Source organism: Streptosporangium sp. H13245 (genome assembly GCF_055690525.1).
Genome location: NZ_JBSZKT010000002.1, coordinates 636910 through 653802, shown reverse-complemented (window position 1 = coordinate 653802; position 16893 = coordinate 636910). Strand labels below are relative to the sequence as shown.

The 16893-nt window shown below is 69.8% G+C and carries 14 protein-coding genes and 2 pseudogenes; 11 read left to right on the top strand and 5 right to left on the bottom strand.

Going from position 1 to position 16893, the window contains the following annotated elements; translation table 11 throughout:
• The first annotated feature begins 118 nt into the window (after nucleotides 1–118).
• Nucleotides 119–2299, top strand: coding sequence for an NAD-dependent DNA ligase LigA (gene ligA / locus ACW9TB_RS06845; protein WP_472747065.1), 2181 nt, complete (start codon nucleotides 119–121; stop codon nucleotides 2297–2299).
• Between the two features lie 127 nt (nucleotides 2300–2426).
• Nucleotides 2427–4508 (top strand): putative bifunctional diguanylate cyclase/phosphodiesterase, encoded by a 2082-nt coding sequence (locus ACW9TB_RS06840; protein WP_472747064.1) that lies wholly within the window; start codon nucleotides 2427–2429, stop codon nucleotides 4506–4508.
• 20 nt (nucleotides 4509–4528) lie between these two features.
• On the opposite strand, the gene ACW9TB_RS06835 is transcribed toward ACW9TB_RS06840, so the two are convergent.
• On the bottom strand, nucleotides 4529–5977 hold the full coding sequence (locus ACW9TB_RS06835) for an ATP-binding protein (RefSeq protein WP_472747063.1): 1449 nt from the start codon (nucleotides 5975–5977) through the stop codon (nucleotides 4529–4531).
• Between the two features lie 442 nt (nucleotides 5978–6419).
• Between ACW9TB_RS06835 and gatC the strand changes: the two genes are divergently transcribed.
• The 5 genes from gatC to gatB all read left to right on the top strand — a co-directional run bounded on the left by gatC (nucleotide 6420) and on the right by gatB (nucleotide 11473).
• Nucleotides 6420–6719 carry an Asp-tRNA(Asn)/Glu-tRNA(Gln) amidotransferase subunit GatC gene (gatC, locus tag ACW9TB_RS06830; RefSeq protein ID WP_329085297.1) on the top strand — a complete coding sequence of 100 codons (300 nt, stop codon included), beginning with the start codon at nucleotides 6420–6422 and terminating at the stop codon, nucleotides 6717–6719.
• Nucleotides 6716–8206, top strand: coding sequence for an Asp-tRNA(Asn)/Glu-tRNA(Gln) amidotransferase subunit GatA (gene gatA / locus ACW9TB_RS06825; protein WP_472747062.1), 1491 nt, complete (start codon nucleotides 6716–6718; stop codon nucleotides 8204–8206). The genes gatC and gatA overlap by 4 nt, the downstream gene beginning before the upstream one ends.
• 61 nt (nucleotides 8207–8267) lie before the next feature.
• On the top strand, nucleotides 8268–9356 hold the full coding sequence (locus ACW9TB_RS06820; RefSeq protein WP_472747061.1) for an AAA family ATPase: 1089 nt from the start codon (nucleotides 8268–8270) through the stop codon (nucleotides 9354–9356).
• On the top strand, nucleotides 9353–9922 hold the full coding sequence (locus tag ACW9TB_RS06815; protein ID WP_472747060.1) for a hypothetical protein: 570 nt from the start codon (nucleotides 9353–9355) through the stop codon (nucleotides 9920–9922). Before ACW9TB_RS06820 ends, ACW9TB_RS06815 begins: the two co-directional genes overlap by 4 nt.
• Nucleotides 9923–9967: 45 nt before the next feature.
• Nucleotides 9968–11473, top strand: a complete 1506-nt coding sequence (gene gatB / locus ACW9TB_RS06810) for an Asp-tRNA(Asn)/Glu-tRNA(Gln) amidotransferase subunit GatB (RefSeq protein WP_472747059.1) — start codon at nucleotides 9968–9970, stop codon at nucleotides 11471–11473.
• Between the two features lie 173 nt (nucleotides 11474–11646).
• On the opposite strand, the pseudogene ACW9TB_RS06805 reads toward gatB, so the two are convergent.
• Nucleotides 11647–11781 (bottom strand): annotated as a pseudogene (locus ACW9TB_RS06805) (IS30 family transposase); the annotation flags it as partial.
• A 158-nt stretch (nucleotides 11782–11939) separates the two neighbouring features.
• Between ACW9TB_RS06805 and ACW9TB_RS06800 the strand changes: the two are divergent.
• The 4 genes and pseudogenes from ACW9TB_RS06800 to tgmC all read left to right on the top strand — a co-directional run.
• Nucleotides 11940–12113, top strand: a pseudogene (locus tag ACW9TB_RS06800) (DUF397 domain-containing protein); the annotation flags it as partial.
• A gap of 200 nt (nucleotides 12114–12313) precedes the next feature.
• Nucleotides 12314–12586 (top strand): putative ATP-grasp-modified RiPP, encoded by a 273-nt coding sequence (tgmA, locus tag ACW9TB_RS06795; RefSeq protein ID WP_472747058.1) that lies wholly within the window; start codon nucleotides 12314–12316, stop codon nucleotides 12584–12586.
• Nucleotides 12587–12614: 28 nt separating this feature from the next.
• Nucleotides 12615–13574 carry an ATP-grasp ribosomal peptide maturase gene (gene tgmB / locus ACW9TB_RS06790; RefSeq protein WP_472747057.1) on the top strand — a complete coding sequence of 320 codons (960 nt, stop codon included), beginning with the start codon at nucleotides 12615–12617 and terminating at the stop codon, nucleotides 13572–13574.
• A complete protein-coding gene (gene tgmC, locus ACW9TB_RS06785) occupies nucleotides 13571–14701 on the top strand; it encodes an ATP-grasp peptide maturase system methyltransferase (RefSeq protein ID WP_472747056.1) in 1131 nt (376 codons plus the stop codon). The genes tgmB and tgmC overlap by 4 nt, the downstream gene beginning before the upstream one ends.
• 350 nt (nucleotides 14702–15051) lie before the next feature.
• Here the strand turns inward: tgmC and ACW9TB_RS06780 are convergent, their stop codons facing one another.
• The 3 genes from ACW9TB_RS06780 to ACW9TB_RS06770 form a co-directional block, all read right to left on the bottom strand.
• Nucleotides 15052–15357, bottom strand: coding sequence for a hypothetical protein (locus ACW9TB_RS06780; RefSeq protein WP_472747055.1), 306 nt, complete (start codon nucleotides 15355–15357; stop codon nucleotides 15052–15054).
• Nucleotides 15354–15593 (bottom strand): hypothetical protein, encoded by a 240-nt coding sequence (locus tag ACW9TB_RS06775; protein ID WP_472747054.1) that lies wholly within the window; start codon nucleotides 15591–15593, stop codon nucleotides 15354–15356. The genes ACW9TB_RS06780 and ACW9TB_RS06775 overlap by 4 nt, the downstream gene beginning before the upstream one ends.
• A 94-nt stretch (nucleotides 15594–15687) precedes the next feature.
• Entirely contained in the window at nucleotides 15688–16887 is a 1200-nt protein-coding gene (locus tag ACW9TB_RS06770; RefSeq protein ID WP_472747053.1) for a helix-turn-helix domain-containing protein, read from the bottom strand.
• Between the last annotated feature and the right edge of the window lie 6 nt (nucleotides 16888–16893).

Below are 16893 nucleotides of genomic sequence, written 5' to 3'. Positions count from 1 at the left end.
CCGGGCGGTGCCGTACGGGAGCGGCGTGGGCTTGTCCAACTCGGAGCAATGGCGGGGTCGCGTTGTCGGTGTTCGAAGATACGTTTGTCCTGGGCCACGACGATGGGAGAAGCGGACGATGGGCGCTGAGGTCGAGGGTGTGCCGGTGTCGGCGCTGGAGCGGCACGCGGAGCTGAGCGAGCTGGTCGAGGAGGCCAACTGGCGCTACCACGTGCTCGACTCGCCCACCGTGAGCGACGCCCAGTACGACGGGTGGATGCGCGAGCTGCGCGAGCTGGAGGAGGAGAGCCCGACTCTCCGCACGCCCGACTCGCCCACCCAGAAGATCGGCGCGCCGATCTCCAGCGACTTCACCCCGGTCAAGCACCTGCAGCGCATGGAGAGCCTCGACAACGCCTTCGACGCCGACGACCTCGCCTCCTGGCAGGCGAGGGCCGAGCGGCTGGCCGAGCGCGACCCCGCCCCCTACCTGTGCGAGCTGAAGATCGACGGCCTGGCGATCGCGCTGCTCTACGAGAAGGGGCGCCTGACCAGGGGCGCGACCAGGGGCGACGGCCGCGTCGGAGACGACGTGACGGCCAACGTCCGCACGATCGCCAACATCCCGCACCGCCTGACCGGCGACGACGTGCCCGACGTGGTGGAGGTCAGGGGCGAGGTCTACATCCCCGTCGAGGAGTTCGGGAAGCTCAACGAGCAGCTGGTCGAGGCGGGCAAGGCGCCGTTCGCCAACCCGCGCAACTCCGCCGCGGGCTCCCTGCGGCAGAAGGACCCGCGCGTCACCGCGCAGCGCCCGCTGTACATGATCGTTCACGGGATCGGCAGGTGGGAGGGCGCCGCCGCGCCCCGCACCCAGTCGGAGGTCTACGAGCGGCTCAGGGGGTTCGGCCTGCCGGTCAGCGACCTCTACAAGGTCGTCGACGACCTCGACGGCATCAACGCCTTCATCGAGTTCTACCGCGAGCACCGCCACGACCCGGCCTACGAGATCGACGGTGTCGTGGTCAAGGTCGACCGCATCGAGCTGCAGAACAACCTGGGCTCCACCAGCCGGGCCCCGCGCTGGGCGATCGCCTACAAATACCCGCCGGAGGAGGTCAACACCAGGCTCCTCGACATCCAGGTCGCGGTGGGCCGCACCGGCAGGGTCACCCCGTACGGCGTGATGGAGCCGATCGTCGTGGCCGGGTCCACGGTCGAGCGGGCCACGCTGCACAACGCCTCCGAGGTGGCGCGCAAGGGCGTGCTGATCGGCGACACCGTGGTGCTGCGCAAGGCGGGCGACGTCATTCCCGAGATCGTCGGCCCGGTCGCCGACCTGCGCGACGGCACCGAGCGCGAGTTCGTGATGCCGGAGCGCTGCCCGGAGTGCGACACCGGGCTGGCGTACGAGAAGGAGGGCGACGCCGACCTGCGCTGCCCCAACACCATGGCGTGCCCCGCGCAGCTCCGCGAGCGCATCTTCTTCGCGGCCGGGCGCAGGGCGTTCGACATCGAGGGGCTGGGCTACGTGGCGGCCACCGCGCTGACCCAGCCGCTGCCGCCGCAGGAGCCGCCGGTCCGCACCGAGGCGGACCTGTTCGACCTGACGATGGAGCAGCTGCTGCCGATCAGGTCGGTGGTCCGCGACCCCGACACCGGCCTGCCCAAGTCCGATCCCGAGAGCGGTGAGCGGAAGGTCGTCACCTTCTTCGCCAACCAGAGCGGCGAGCCGAGCAAGAACGCCGAGAAGATGCTGGAGCAGCTGGAGAAGGCCAAGGACCAGCCGGTCTGGCGGGTGCTCGTCGCGCTCTCCATCCGGCACGTCGGCCCCCCGACGGCCCAGGCGATCGCCGGTGAGTTCCGCTCGATCCCCGCGATCGCGGCGGCCTCCGAGGAGGAGCTCGCCGCGGTCGAGGGCGTCGGCCCGCGGGTGGCCGCGGCGATCCACGACTGGTTCACGGTCGGCTGGCACCGGGAGATCGTCGACCGGTGGGCCGCCGCCGGGGTCCGGATGGTCGACGACCCCCCGGCCGAGCAGCTCCCGCAGACCCTGGCCGGGCTGACCTTCGTGGTGACCGGCACGCTCGCCGACCTCACCCGCGACGAGGCGGGCGAGGCCCTGGCCGGGCGGGGCGGCAAGGTCTCGGCGTCGGTGTCGAAGAAGACGTCCTTCGTGGTGGTGGGGGAGAACGCCGGTTCCAAGTTCGACAAGGCGGTGAAGCTCGGCGTGCCGATCCTCGACGAGGCCGGGCTGCGGGTCCTGCTGAGTGAGGGACCCGAGGCGGCGTCGGCGGTTACGGTGAGGCCCGAGGAGTAGCGGACCGTCACATGCTTGTGTCTCAAAAACGTGCGAATTGTCAGTGACAGAACGTGCGCAATCGGTTTCGCGAAGTGGCCCGTAGGCCGTACTCTCCCATAGTGAACTAATGGGGGTTTTGTTACTCATGGCCGACCCAACCGACACCCGCGACACCGGACCGCGACCGGGAACGCCCCTGTGGGCCTACCTCGCCGCGGTCATCACGATCGGGTTCACCGCCCTCGTCGTGTCCCAGCTGCGCATAGACGTGGCCGAGGCCGCGGAGCTCGTCCGCAGCCCGCTGTTCTGGATGCTCGCGGCCCTGGTCGTGCTGGGCGAGCTGCGGCCGGTGGTCCTGTCGTCGTCGATGACGGTGGGCGGCACCTACCCGTCGACCATGTTCACCTTCGCCGCGCTGCTCCACTACGGCCTGCCGGTCGCCGTGCTGATGCAGGCGGTCGCGATGGTCGTCAACGGGGCCGTCACCCGCAAGGCGTGCCACCGGGTCATGTTCAACATCGCCCAGGTGACGCTGGCCTGCGGCGCGGCCGGGCTGCTGCTCGGGTTGTTCGGCGACCGGCCCGTCACGGTGACCTCCGGGGTGCCGGAGGGGTCCGACCTGCTGGTGATCGGCCTGGCCGGGCTCGCCTACTTCGTGGTCCGGGCCCTGCTGGTCTCCGGCGCGGTGGCCCTGCACGAGCGCAGGTCGATCCACCGGGTGATCAAGACCACGATCGGCCACCAGAGCCTCGTCTACGCCGGGCTGCTCGGCCTGGCCCCGCTCGTCGTGGTGGTGATGAACCACTCACCGGCCCTGGTGCCGCTGTTCCTGGCGCCGATGGTGGCGGTCTACTTCACCGCCACCATGTCGGTCCGCCGCGACCACCAGGCGATGCACGACGGGCTGACCGGGCTGCCCAACCGCAAGATGCTCGTGCTCAGCACGGAGGAGGCGCTCGCCGAGGCGAGGGACGGCGAGCGGGTCGGCCTGTTCCTGCTCGACCTCGACCGGTTCAAGGAGATCAACGACACCCTCGGGCACCCGGTCGGCGACCGGCTCCTGCAGCTGGTCGCGCACCGGCTCACCCACAGCGTCCGTCCCGGCGACGTGGTGGCCAGGCTCGGCGGCGACGAGTTCGCCGTCCTGCTGCCCTCGGTCAGGGACGCCGCGGCGGCCAGGGAGGTGGCGGCGCGCCTGCGGGTGGCGATCACCGAGCCGGTCCGGCTGGAGGGCATGAGCTTCGACCTGGACGCCTCGTTCGGCATCGCCATCTACCCGGACCACGCGCCCGACTTCGAGATGCTCCTGCAGCGCTCCGACGTGGCGATGTACCTCGCGAAGGAGGGCAGGACCGGGGTCGAGATCTACGCCGCCGACAAGGACCGCAACAGTCCCGAGCGGCTCAACCTCCTCGGCGACCTGCGCAGGGCCATCGACCGCTCCGAGCTGCGGCTGCACTACCAGCCCAAGCTCGACCTGACCGGAGGGCAGGTCCGGGGCGTGGAGGCGCTGCTGCGGTGGCGCCATCCGGAGCGGGGAATGATCTCCCCCGAGGAGTTCGTGCCGATGGCCGAGCAGTCCTACCTGATGCGCCACCTCACCGGATACGTCATCGACGCCGCGCTGGAGCAGGCCGCCCACTGGTGGCACACCGGCCTGCACGAGCAGATCTCCGTCAACGTCTCGGCCCGCGACCTGCTCGACTGCGCTCTCTCCGACCAGCTGGGAGAGGGCCTGGCGCGATACCGGCTGCCGCCCAAGGCGATCCAGCTGGAGGTCACCGAGCGCATCCTGATGACCGACCAGGCCTACACCGACGGCGCCGTACGGGCCCTGACCGCGCTGGGGGTGCCGCTCGCGCTGGACGACTTCGGCACCGGCTACTCCTCGCTGGTCCGCCTGCAGCGCCTGCCGGTCGCCGAGGTCAAGATCGACTCCTCGTTCGTCCGCCGCATCGGCGAGTCCAAGGACGACGAGCGGATCGTCCGCTCCATCGTCGACCTGGTCCGCTCCCTCGGCCTGCGCTCGGTCGCCGAGGGCGTCGAGTCGGCGGAGGTGGCCGAACGCCTGGCCGCCATGGGCTGCGACCTGGGCCAGGGCTGGCTGTTCGCCGAGCCCATGTGCGCCGCCGACGCGACCGTATGGTTGCGCAAACATCGGGCCCTCGCCACGCACGACTTCGGCTTCCTACGCCCCACCGAGATCCTCGACCCGCAGAGGGCCTAGCGGTCATACCGTCCGGACGTTCAGGCGCTCGGCTCGGCCCCGGGCCGAGGCGGTTGGTTCCACGCCCGGATGAGATCGTCGGGGCCGTACGCGGCGGTGAGGCCGGAGCAGGAGACCCCCGCGCGCGAGACCGCGACGAGCGGGACCAGTTCGTCCGTCAGGGCCGCCCGGTGCCTGGCCAGCGCGGCGAGGTCGCGGTCGTCGAACGCGGCGTTCTCCAGCCACTTGATCGATCCCAGGAAGCACAGCCGCCGGGCGATCGGCCCCCTGTCCGCGCCCACGATGTCGATCTCCACGTTGTTGCTCCTGGTCCAGTAGGAGCCGATCGCGGGTGCCTCCGGCAACCTGTCGTCGGGGAGCAGCCGGGCCAGTGACTCGCGGATGAGAGGCTCCACGGCCCGGCCCCGCCAGGTGCTCCACTGCGAGGCGACCCGCCGCACGGTCAGGTCACCCCTGCGGCGCTCTATCTCGGGCATGTGCGGCCGGAGGAAGTGGAGCCAGAAACGCAGGTAGGCGTCGGTCACGCGGTATCGGCGGTCCTTGGAAGGGCGGGTGGACAGCGGCAGCTCACCGGTCACGATTCCCTTGGAGGTCAGAAGCTCGGCCGCCCTGGAGAGGGTGCTGTGGGAAATCCCGCCCGCGCTTCTGGCGATGTTGGTGAACGTGCGCTCGCCGCTGCCGATGGCCCGCAGCACCTCACCCGCCTGGGCGGTGGAGGGGAATTCGGCAGCGAGGGAGCGCTCGGCGGACACCAGAAGGGCCGAGACCGGGTTCGTCAGCGCGACGTGCAGGTATTCCCACAGCGACGCCCCGCGAGGCCACTCCCCGCAGACGAGCGGAAGGCCGCCGGTGACGAGGGCCGCGTCGAACGCGTCGGCGGCCGTGAGACGGAGCATCTGCTGGATCTCACGGGGGTTGAGCGGCCCGACGACCATCTCGGTGCCGCGCTGGTGGAAGGGCCGCTCGTAGCTGTTCAGCGCCTCCATCATGGACAGGTCGGATCCGATGAGGATCAGCAGGACGGGCTTGCGGCTGAGGAACCGGTCCCAGGCGCGCTGGAGCAGTCCCTCGAAGGCGTCCACGCGGTCCATGAGATAGGGAACCTCGTCGATCACGACGATGGACGGGCTGTCGTCGGGAAGGGCGTCCGCCAGCAGTTGCAGTGCTCCGTTCCAGGTGCTGGGCGCCATCTCGGAGAACGCGTTCCGGCCCGGCAGGTCCGACATCGCGACATCCGCCGTGAGCTGGTGGAGCTCGCTCTGGGCGTCCGCCCGCGCCGAGGTGTAGAAGAGCGACGGCAGGCCGCTGCGGCCGATGAACTCCTCGGCCAGGGCCGACTTGCCGATTCTTCTGCGTCCCCGGATCAGCACGCACTGCCCGGGACGTCCGGTCGCCGCCTCCGCCCGGACGCGGTCGAGCAGGGAGCTCAGGGCCGCCAGCTCGTGCTCCCTGCCGATGAACTGGCCCACGCGCTCCTCCGAATACTTCCAGCAGCGATACTTCTGCCAGAGATACTATCGCCAGCGATAGTATCTCCAGTGAATATAGAAGCGTACTTCTTAGAAGTACGCTTCTATATCCGCGGCGGCCGGAGTACGGCCCGCGGATCTTCCTCGGAGCCGGTGGAAGAACCCGGGTGAGAGACCGTCCGGGAGCGACGGCGTCCGTCGGCGCGTACGGTCCGCGCTGGAAGGTGATTCACCGGCCGGGGATCATCGCGGGCCCGTCCGGGGCCGCCGGGGTGGCTTCGGGGGCGCTTTCTCCGGGTTCGACGGCCCGGAGGCGGTCTGACCGCTTTGAGTAAGAGATCTTCGCTTGGTTGCGGCGGTGTTAATGAGTCGGGACCCTCAGGTCGCGAGCCATAGGATGACAGTGTCCAATTGCCATTCCACGAAACGGGTTCAACGACTCATGTCCGCCATAACCCGCGACGAGGTCGCTCACCTCGCCCGGCTGTCCCGGCTGGCGCTGGCCGACGAGGAGCTCGACCACTTCGCCGCCCAGCTCGATGTGATCATCGGTGCGGTCGCCCGCGTCGCCGAGGTGGCGGCCGACGACATCCCGCCCTCCTCGCACGCGCTCCCGCTCACCAACGTCTACCGCCCCGACGAGGTACGGCCCAGCCTGACCCCGGAGGAGGCGCTGTCCGGCGCCCCCGCGGTCGAGGACGGCCGCTTCCGCGTCCCGCGCATCCTCGGGGAGGAAGCATGAGCCTCATCCGCAAGTCCGCCGCCGACCTGGGCGCGCTGATCACGAGCGGCGAGGTCTCCGCCGTCGAGGTCGCCCAGGCCCACCTCGACCGGATGGCCGCCGTCGAGCCGAAGGTCAACGCCTTCCTCCACATCGACGCCGAGACGACCCTGGAGCAGGCGCGCGCCGTCGACGCCCGCAGGGCCTCCGGCGAGGAGCTCGGCCCGCTGGCCGGGGTGCCGATCGCGCACAAGGACGTCTTCACCACCAGGGACATGCCGACCACGGCCGGATCGAAGATCCTCCAGGGCTGGAAGCCGCCGTACGACGCGACCGTGACCCGCCGCCTGCGCGAGGCCGGGCTGGTGATCCTCGGCAAGACCAACCTCGACGAGTTCGCGATGGGCTCCTCCACCGAGAACTCGGCGTACGGCGTCACCCACAACCCGTGGGACCTGTCGCGCATCCCCGGCGGCTCCTCCGGCGGCTCCTCCGCCGCGGTCGCCGCGTACGAGGCCCCGCTGTCCACCGGCACCGACACCGGCGGCTCGATCCGCCAGCCCGCCGCGGTCACCGGCATCGTGGGCATGAAGCCCACCTACGGCGGCTCGTCCCGATACGGGCTGATCGCCTTCGCCAGCTCGCTCGACACCCCCGGCCCGTTCGCCCGCAACGTGCTCGACGCGGCGCTGCTGCACGAGGCGTTCTCCGGGCACGACGTCATGGACTCCACCTCCGTCGACGCCCCGGTGCCCTCGGTCGTCGAGGCGGCGCGCAACGGCGACGTGGCGGGGCTGCGCATCGGCGTGGTCAAGGAGTTCGGCGGCGACGGCTACCAGGCGGGCGTGCTCGCGCGCTTCCACGAGACCGTGGAGCTGCTGGAGTCGCTGGGCGCGAAGGTCTTCGAGGTCTCCTGCCCGTCGTTCACCACCGCCCTCCCGGCGTACTACCTCATCGCCCCCTCGGAGTGCTCCTCCAACCTGGCCCGCTTCGACGCCATGCGGTACGGCTTGCGCGTCGGCGACGACGGCACGCGCAGCGCCGAGGAGGTCATGGCCCTGACCAGGGCCCAGGGCTTCGGCCCCGAGGTCAAGCGCCGCATCATCCTCGGCACGTACGCGCTGTCCAGCGGTTACTACGACGCCTACTACGGGCAGGCGCAGAAGGTCCGCACGCTCATCGCGCGCGACTTCGAGGCCGCCTTCCAGCAGGTGGACGTGCTCATCTCGCCGACGACGCCCACCACGGCGTTCCCGATCGGCGAGCGCGCCGACGACCCCATGGCGATGTACCTCGCCGACCTGTGCACCATCCCGACCAACCTGGCGGGCAATGCGGCCATCTCGGTGCCGTGCGGCCTGGCGGACGAGGACGGCCTGCCGGTCGGGCTGCAGATCATGGCCCCGGTGCTCGGCGACGACCGCTGCTACCGGGTCGGCGCCGCGGTCGAGAAGGCCCTCCAGAGCCGGTGGGGCGGCGACCTGCTGTCCAGAGCCCCGGAGCTGTAGGGCTTTTCCGGGATCGTGGGGCGAGGGCGAGGGGGCGACAGGTGACAGGGAGAACGGCGGCATGATCACTCGGATCGAGATCGACGGGTTCAAGTCCTTCTTGAGCTTCGATCTCGATGTGCCGCCCTTCCTCGCGCTGGTCGGTCCCAACGCGAGCGGCAAGTCGAACCTCTTCGACGCCGTGGGGTTCGTGGCGGCCGAGATCGAAGGTTCCGGCGGGCTGTTCGGGGCGACCCGCGGGCTGCCGGGCGAGCAGTTCCACCGGGTCGCCCACGGTTCGGCGGTGCCCGGGTTCGTCGTCTCGGTGGAGGCGCTGGTCACCCCGGAGCCGGGCTCCGTGGTGCCGATCAGGTTCGACGTGGGCGCGGAGATGGTGCTGAAGATCCCCAGGTCCAGCGGGGCCGTCGTCAGCCACGTGGTCCAGCGGATCCCCGACGAGCTGCTGGAGCTCATGGTCGAGGACCCCGACCCGGAGGGCACGCCGCGCCGTACGGTCCAGTCGTGGCGCCGATACTCGCCGTCACCGGCGGCGATGCGCCGCCGGTGCCCCTCGGCGAACCGGGGGCCGCTCGCGGCCGACGGCGCGAACCTGGCCGCGGTGCTCGGGCGGATGGCCGGTACGGAGGCGCTGTCCGACCTCGCGGCCGACCTCGCCGGGGTGGTCCCCGACGTCACCGGCCTGGTGCCGCGCGTCGAGCGCGGGGAGTGCTCCTTCGACCTGCTCGTCGACGGCCAGGGGGTGGTCCCGGCGGCGCTGCTGTCCGACGGCACCCTGCGGATCCTCGGCCTGCTCGCCGCCCTGCACGACCCCGACCACCCGGGCACGCTGCTGGTGGAGGAGATCGAGAACGGCGTCCATCCCGCCCGCCTCGGCGAGCTGCTCCGGCGGGTGCGCCGCCGGGTCACCGCGCCGGGGGGTCCCGAGCCGCTGCGGCAGCTCATCCTCACCAGCCAGTCCCCGATCGTCGTCGCGGAGGTCTACCGGACCGAGCCGGACGCGCTGACGTTCCTCGACACCGCGGTCCGCGTCGACCCCGACAACGACCGGGTGTCGCGGGTGACCGTGGCCAAGCCGATCCAGCCGGACGGCGAGCCGGGCACGTTCGTCTCGCCCCGGCAGGTCCGCAAGTACCTGGGCGCGGCGGCATGAGCAGCCGCCCGCTGGTCCCGGGACTCATCGCGGAGGGGGAGGCCGACGAGGGCTTCCTCGGCATCGTGATCTCCAGGCAGCTGCGCGAGCTGACCTGGATGTCGCCGTACGCCGTCGACGTCGAGGCGACGGAGGTCGTCTCCTGCGACCGGGAGCACATGGTCACCGCGCTGGAGGAGCTCGCGGCCGACTGCCACCTGCTCTTCACGCACGACGACGAGCGGGAGCGCCGCCGCAGGGACGGCGTCCGCTACCACTCGCACTACCTGGTGCCGGTGCTCGGGCTGGGCGAGACGGAGGGCTGGATGCTCGCCGACCCCGCCGCGTGGGCGAAACTGGAGGGCAGCGACCTCAGCAGGCTGCCCGCACGGCCCCGCGACGTCGAGAGGATCTCCGACCCCGCCGGGGTGCTGGCCACCACCGTCCCCCAGCGTGGCAAGCCCGCCCGCGACTACTTCGAGTACATAGGACGCAACATCGACCTCGCCGTTCTGGCCCAGGTGCCCGCCTACGCGAACTGGGTGGCCGAGACGAGAAACGCGTTGAAGGGACTTGGTTATCTATGACGTTTTCTACGACGTCTTCCATGAAGCAGGGAGTGGTGAACGACAGTGAGCGCTGAGACGTTGATGCCGTACGACGAGGCGCTGGAGCGCTTCGAGCCGGTGCTGGGCCTGGAGACGCACGTCGAGCTGGGTACGGCGTCGAAGATGTTCTGCGGCTGCCCGACCACGTTCGGCGCCCCGCCGAACACGCACGTCTGCCCGGTCTGCCTGGCGCTGCCCGGCTCGCTGCCGACGGCCAACGCCGCCGCGATCGAGGCGACCATCCGCATCGGCCTGGCGCTCAACTGCTCCATCGCCGAGTGGTGCCGCTTCGCCCGGAAGAACTACTTCTATCCGGACATGCCGAAGAACTACCAGATCAGCCAGTACGACGAGCCGCTCTGCTTCGACGGTTACCTCGACGTCGAGGTCGACGGCAAGATCGTCAGGATCGAGATCGAGCGGGTCCACCTGGAAGAGGACACCGGCAAGTCCACCCACGTGGGCGGCGCGACCGGCCGCATCCACGGCGCCGACTACTCGATCGTCGACTACAACCGGGCGGGCATCCCGCTGGTGGAGATCGTCACCAAGCCGATCCCGGGGACCGACAGGCTCGCCCCCGAGGTCGCCCGCGCCTACGGCATCGAGCTGCGCGAGCTGGTGCGCGGCCTCGGCGTCTCGGACGTCCGCATGGAGGAGGGCTCCATGCGCTTCGACGTGAACGTCTCCCTCATGCCGCGCGGCTCCTCGGAGTGGGGCACCCGCACCGAGACCAAGAACGTCAACTCGCTGCGCAGCGTCGAGCGTTCCGTACGGGGTGAGATCGAGCGCCAGGCCGCGATCCTGGCCGACGGCGGCCGGATCATCCAGGAGACCCGCCACTTCCACGAGAACACCGGCACCACCACCTCGGGACGGTCCAAGGAGGAGGCGCAGGACTACCGCTACTTCCCCGAGCCCGACCTGGTGCCGATCGCCCCCGACCCGGCGTGGGTCGCCACGCTCAAGGCCGCCCTTCCCGAGCTGCCGGGCACCCGCCGCAAGCGGCTCCAGCAGGAGTGGGGCGTCTCCGACCTGGACATGGCGGCGATGCACAACGCCGACGCCATCGCCCTGGTCGAGGCGACGGTCGCCGCGGGCGCCCCGCCCGCGGACGCCCGCAAGTGGTGGATGGGCGAGCTGGCCCGCCGCGCCAACGAGGCCGGGCTCCCGCTGAGCGCGCTGAGCATCACCCCCGACCAGATCGCCAGGGTGTGCGCGATGGTCGCCGGGGGAGCGCTGAACGACAAGCTGGCCCGCCAGGTGCTTGAGGGCGTGCTGAACGGCGAGGGCTCTCCCGACGAGGTGGTGGCCGCCCGCGGCCTGCAGATCGTCAACGACGAGGGCGAGCTGATGGAGATCATCGACCAGGTCCTGGCGAGCAACGCCGACGCGGCCGACAAGGTGCGCAACGGCAAGGTCGCCGCCGTCGGCGCCCTGGTCGGCGGCGTCATGAAGGCGAGCAGGGGCAAGGCCGACGCGGGCCGCGCCCGCGAACTCATCCTGGAGCGCCTCGGCGTCTCCGGGTAGCTCGCCACGGCTCACCCGAAAAGGCCCTGCCACTCGGCGCATTCCAGGGGGCGTTGCAACACTGGTTGATCAACCGGCTGCGGTCAGCGGCATAGCGAGACGCTCGGCTGGGGTTTCCCAGCCGAGCGTTTTGCGTGGGCGGCTGTTGAGTTCGGCAGCTTCTTGCCGGTTCACAGGTTGATTCCCACGATCCGGGCCGCCTCGCGCGTACTGAAGCCCTGATCCATGAGCCGGAAGTATTCCTCCCGCTCACGAATCAGGGCTCGTGGCCCCTGTGGTCCCCGGCCCTTCCGGATCTCGAAGTCCATCGCACCCTTTCAAGCTGGGGTGTTGCGACGACTACTAGAACGGAAGCCGGCCGGGGGCATTTTTGCGTTGTGCCCCCGGTAGGGCCCAGCTCATACGAGAGACGATGGTGAAGGTATGGACGACCTGACCCGCTGAACTAGCGACCGCTGCCTGGCGCAAGGCCACCAAGAGCGGATCGAACGACGGCAACTGCATCGAGGTCGCCCCGCTGTCCGGCGGCCGAGTAGGCATCCGCGACACCGAAGCACCGGAGAAGGCTCCCTTCGTAGTAAGCCCTGGCGTCTGGGACGCCTTCATGGACGGCGCCAAGAAGGGCGAGTTCGACTTCTAACCCTCCTCGAACTGAAAAGGCCCCCGGCGCCCTACTTCCGGGGGCCTTTTGTTGGATCGCACAACTGTCTGCCATAGGACAGACACGGCCGACATCTAGCCTGTCCAGTTGCTCACGCCTAACCTCGGTGGAGATCGGTTCCCCACACGGGGACCTGTTCATCGGCGCCTCGCGCGCCGCCTGCCGAAGGAGCGCCTGACATGCCGAACGCTCGGATCATGCGACCTTGGGGCTTGTCACGGATGACCGCACGTCTTCCGGAAGGCCCGGCGCCGTACGAGACCTTCAAGCTCGACCCCGAAACCCAGCTCACGACCTTCTACGACGCCAACGGCGCGATCGTGGACATGGGCAAGGACGCCACCAGCAGAAAGTTCGTTACCGTCACCATGTCCAAGGGCGGCGGCGGAGATGGGTCCAGCGGGGCTGCGCAGGAGGCGGACGACTCCAACGGCGACACCACGCCGGACTAGTGTGATGCGGTCCGCGCGAAACTGTGTAATGGTGATCACTTCGGCGGAGGATGTCACCGCCAACCTGGTCATCGAAGCGCTGAATGAGCGCCGGGTGCCGGTTGCCCGGGTCGATCCCGCCGATATCGGGTCCGATCTGCTGTTCAGTGCCCAGATGGGCGGGGACGAGACGCAGTGGTCTGGACAATTGCGCACCCCAAGCCGGGACATCGTCCTGGAGCATGTGCGCGCGGTGTATTACCGCCGTCCGTCTCCGTGGCGGTTCAAGGAACTGGAGCCGCAAGCGCGCGACTTCGCTGTCACCGAAGCCCGGTACGGCCTGAGCGGCTTGCTCACCAACCTGCCGAACTGCCACTACGTCAATCATCCTGCCAATCTCACCAAAAGTGATCTCAAACCCGCACAATTGCAGGTGGCCGCACAGGTGGGGTTTACCGTGCCTGCGACGCTGATCTCGAACGATCTGGACGCGATCAGAAAGTTCGTCGTTGAGCACGAGCCGGCCATCTACAAGTCGTTCCGGGGTGCCCCGCCCTCGCTGGATGGATACGTCGCTGCGATATGGACACAGCGGATCACCCAGCAAGACCTTGACGACTCGTTGTCGATGACGGCCCACCTGTTTCAACAGGAGGTGGACAAGGTCGCCGACGCCAGGGTGACCGTGATCGGTCGGCGTGTGTTCGCCAGCAGGATCACCACACCCGATGGCGCGCTTGACTGGCGCATGGGTGACTGGGACGAGCTGGCCTACGAGGCCATTGACGTGTCCTCGGTGATCAAGAACCGCCTTTACGCGTATCTCGACCACTTCGGGCTGGTCTTCGGCTGCTTCGACTTCGCCCTCGAACCGGCCAGCGACAGCGCCGAGCAATACCGCTGGACCTTCATCGAGTGCAACCCCAACGGGCAGTGGGGCTGGCTGCCCGACTCCGACGCGATGGCAGACGCCTTCGCCGAGGTGCTGTTGAAAGGATGGTGGCCGTGACAGATACGGCCAGACTCCGCCGCCAGGCGCTGGCGGACAGTATCGGCTCTCCCGGCTGGCGGCAGGCGCTGGAGGCGACGCCGCGTGAGCTGTTCCTGGGCGACGCCGTCTACCGGCCCGACAAGACCCGCGGTGATCTGTGGGCACCCGTCCGCCGCGCCGAGGTCGGCGAGGACGAATGGCTCGCCTTGGCCTACGCCGACGAGACGTGGGTGACCCAGGTCGGGGGCGTTCTCGCGGACGAGGCGACCGGCGTTGTGAAGGGATCGCCCAGTTCCTCCTCCACCTATCCCAGCCTCGTGGTGCTGATGTTGGAGGCCGCCCAGATCGCCGAGGGGGACACCGTACTGGAAATCGGTACGGGCACCGGGTACTCCACATCGCTGATGTGTCATCGGCTTGGTCAAGAAGCCGTCACCTCGATCGAGTACGACCAGGAGGTTGCCGCTCGTGCCGGGAAGGCGATCGTCGAGGCTGGGTACACGCCGACCTTGGTTGTTGGTGAGGGCCTCCACGGCTACGAAGAAAACGCTGAATACGACCGGCTCATCGCGACGTGCTCGGTGCGCGTGATCCCTCCGGCGTGGATGTGGCAGGTACACGACGGGGGAACCATCACCGCGCCGATGTGGGGCTGGATGGGCGGGGTCGCCTTCGCGCACCTGACGATGGCCGTCGACGGTAGCGCCAGCGGGCGTTTCCTGGAGAACGACCTCTACTTCATGACCGCCCGATCGCACCTCCCGCCACCGCGACCACCCGTCATGACCGGTATCGGAGACGCCAGAGCGAGCCTGATCGATCCGAATATCCTGAACGAGGAGGCCGCTCTCTTCGCCGCCCAGCTCGCCGTACCGGCCGCGCAGCGGGCGTCAAGTGAGGACACGACGATCCTGTTGGACGTTGGCACAGGGTCACGGGCCGATGTCAGGCCGGATCCCGCTGGCGGCTGGACGGTGCATCAGCACGGGCCGGTCAAGCTGTGGGACGCGGTCGAAGACGTCATCCTGACCTGGCAGGACGCCGGGAGCCCGCACCAGTCCGGGTTCGGGCTCACCGTCACACAGGAACGCCAGCATGTCTGGCTCGGTGACCCCACCGGGCCGAGCTGGGACCTTCCAGGATAGGCAACCGAGCAATACAAAGCCCCCGGCGGGGCCTTTTCGCCGTTCGCTGTACGCGGGAAACCTGCGCCGGGTTTCGGGGAGCCGGGATTCCCGGCGGGAGCTTTTCCGGGGCCCTCGCGCAGATCCTCGCCGCCCCGGCTCCGGGCCTGCCTCTCAGGCGATCTTCCCTGGGGGAGGCGCTGACGATGTGAACGGTGCCCCCGCCCCTCCTGGCGGGGGCACCGCCGCGACCGGCGTACGACGGCGTCAGACCCGGAGCGCTGTCCGGTCGCGCATGACCCGCGAGCGGCCCCTGGTGTGCGCACCACCGCTCGCGGGAGGTCGGTACGACTCCGTGTCGTCGAAGCCGTTCACGGGGCTGTGAAGGTGTGCAGGGCCCGCGCGCTGTGCAGCCTTTCGACCTGGACGGACAGCTCCGAGGCGAGCGCCTCGGGGGAGAAGCGCATGAACGCCTCCCGGACACCGGCCCGCCGCTGCCGCTGGGTGATCGCGGCGCGCAAGGTGGCGTACCAGACGGGGACGCCGAGGTCGGCCACGCAGACGATCTCCCAGCCGGGATAGGACTGCCGGAGCGCGGCGAGCCGTCGTTCGGCCAGTTCCGCCGCCTCCTCGGAGAACTGCGGCCCTCGCGGGGCGGGTCCCTCCGGACCTGTCACCGCGAAGCCTCCCGCAGGGCCCCGGCTCGCCGTTCGTGCTCGTCGAACTGGCGGCACAGGCCGCTCGGGGCGGGGGCGTGCAGCGTACGGGTGCAGACGCACCCCGGCACCGGGCACGGGCCGGTGGCGTACCAGATGCCGTTGGCCTGCCAAATTGTCCAGGACGGGAACGCGTGAGCGAGCGCGTCGGTTTGGTCCGGGGTCAGCAGGAGAGGCGGACTCTCGATGTCCGGCATGGTCGTTGACCTCCCGCGTCGCGTCACGTTGAGTAGTGCGACCGACACGGTAGGTCCGAACGAGAGGCGGGTTGTTTCCGTTCGGAAACCCTCGTCAGATCAGGCTCATGCGCCATGCCAGGCCGCGCAGGTCGCGGCCTCCCGAGCGGTCGAGCAGGTCGGCGACCAGGTCCCGGATCAGGGGGTGGTTGTGCACCTGTGTGGGAGCGAGCCGCTCGGCCTTCCGCAGCTCCCGTACGGCGTCGGCGTCGCGGTCGAGCATCGCGTGGGCGCGTGCCTTCTCCATCCGCAGGGCGGCCCGCCGGTTGTCGGAGGCCAGCGCGCGTGGATCGACCCTCGCCGCGTGCTCCAGCGCGTCACCCGGCCGGCCCGCTTCGACGGCCAGGGAGGTTCGCCACACGCCCACGTTGGCGACCCCGAACAGCTCGAAGGCGTCGGGGGCGTCGCCCAGTGGCTCGGCGAGCCGGGCGGCCTCGCGGGCCTGGTCGTCGGCGCCCAGATGGTCGCCCTGGATCTCGTACGAGAGGGCCGCGCTCAGCCGGAGCATGCCGTGCACCTGGTGGGCGAACAGATCATCGCCGATGTGGGGTTCCACCTCGTCGGCGATTCGTGGTGCGACCATGAGGGGTTTCGGCTTGTTCGCCGAGCTTCGGGCGTGTGCCCGGCCGAACGCGGCGGCCCCCCGCCACACCGGGTCGCCGAGCAGGTCGGCCGCCTGCTGCCCGCGCTCGCCGCTGATGTAGGCGAGGTTCGTCTCTCCCAGGTGTCGCAGCATGCACGTTCCGTCAGACCCGCAGGCCATCACGAGCAGTTTCAGCGCCTCGCTTCTCGCGGGCTCGACGCCGGTCGCCACGTGGACGTACAACTCCCCGACGACGGCGGGCAGGAGCCGGGCCATCGTCGCGTAGTCACCCCGGCGCAGGGCCATGTCGGCCTCGCCGACCTCGGTACGGAGGATTTCGACGGGGCGCGCGGGCACGTCGGGAGGATCGTCGGGCGCGAAGTCCAGCAGGGTTCTCTGGAGCGGTACGAGGTTGTAGTGGCGCCGTTCCGGCCGGACTTCCGGGGCGGGCCCGCCGAGGAGGAAATCGGCGGAGACCTGGAGCGCTTCGGCCAGTGCCGCGATGTCCGAGCGCCGTTCGAGCCGCACCCGGCCATTTTCGATCTTGCCCAGCCAGCCCTTGGAGCGCCCGACGAGTCCGGCGAGCGTCTCCAGGCTGGTGCCCCTGGCACGGCGTGCGACGCGAACGTTCTCGCCGATTCGCCGTGCCCCGTCGTCAGCAGGTGCGGTCATGATCGG

Coding starts and splice junctions, on each gene's coding strand:
- ligA (WP_472747065.1), top strand. CDS start 119: ATGGGCGCTGAGGTCGAGGGTGTGCCGGTGTCGGCGCTGGAGCGGCAC.
- ACW9TB_RS06840 (WP_472747064.1), top strand. CDS start 2,427: ATGGCCGACCCAACCGACACCCGCGACACCGGACCGCGACCGGGAACG.
- gatC (WP_329085297.1), top strand. CDS start 6,420: ATGTCCGCCATAACCCGCGACGAGGTCGCTCACCTCGCCCGGCTGTCC.
- gatA (WP_472747062.1), top strand. CDS start 6,716: ATGAGCCTCATCCGCAAGTCCGCCGCCGACCTGGGCGCGCTGATCACG.
- ACW9TB_RS06820 (WP_472747061.1), top strand. CDS start 8,268: ATGATCACTCGGATCGAGATCGACGGGTTCAAGTCCTTCTTGAGCTTC.
- ACW9TB_RS06815 (WP_472747060.1), top strand. CDS start 9,353: ATGAGCAGCCGCCCGCTGGTCCCGGGACTCATCGCGGAGGGGGAGGCC.
- tgmA (WP_472747058.1), top strand. CDS start 12,314: ATGCCGAACGCTCGGATCATGCGACCTTGGGGCTTGTCACGGATGACC.
- tgmB (WP_472747057.1), top strand. CDS start 12,615: ATGGTGATCACTTCGGCGGAGGATGTCACCGCCAACCTGGTCATCGAA.
- ACW9TB_RS06775 (WP_472747054.1), bottom strand. CDS start 15,593: ATGCCGGACATCGAGAGTCCGCCTCTCCTGCTGACCCCGGACCAAACC.
- ACW9TB_RS06770 (WP_472747053.1), bottom strand. CDS start 16,887: ATGACCGCACCTGCTGACGACGGGGCACGGCGAATCGGCGAGAACGTT.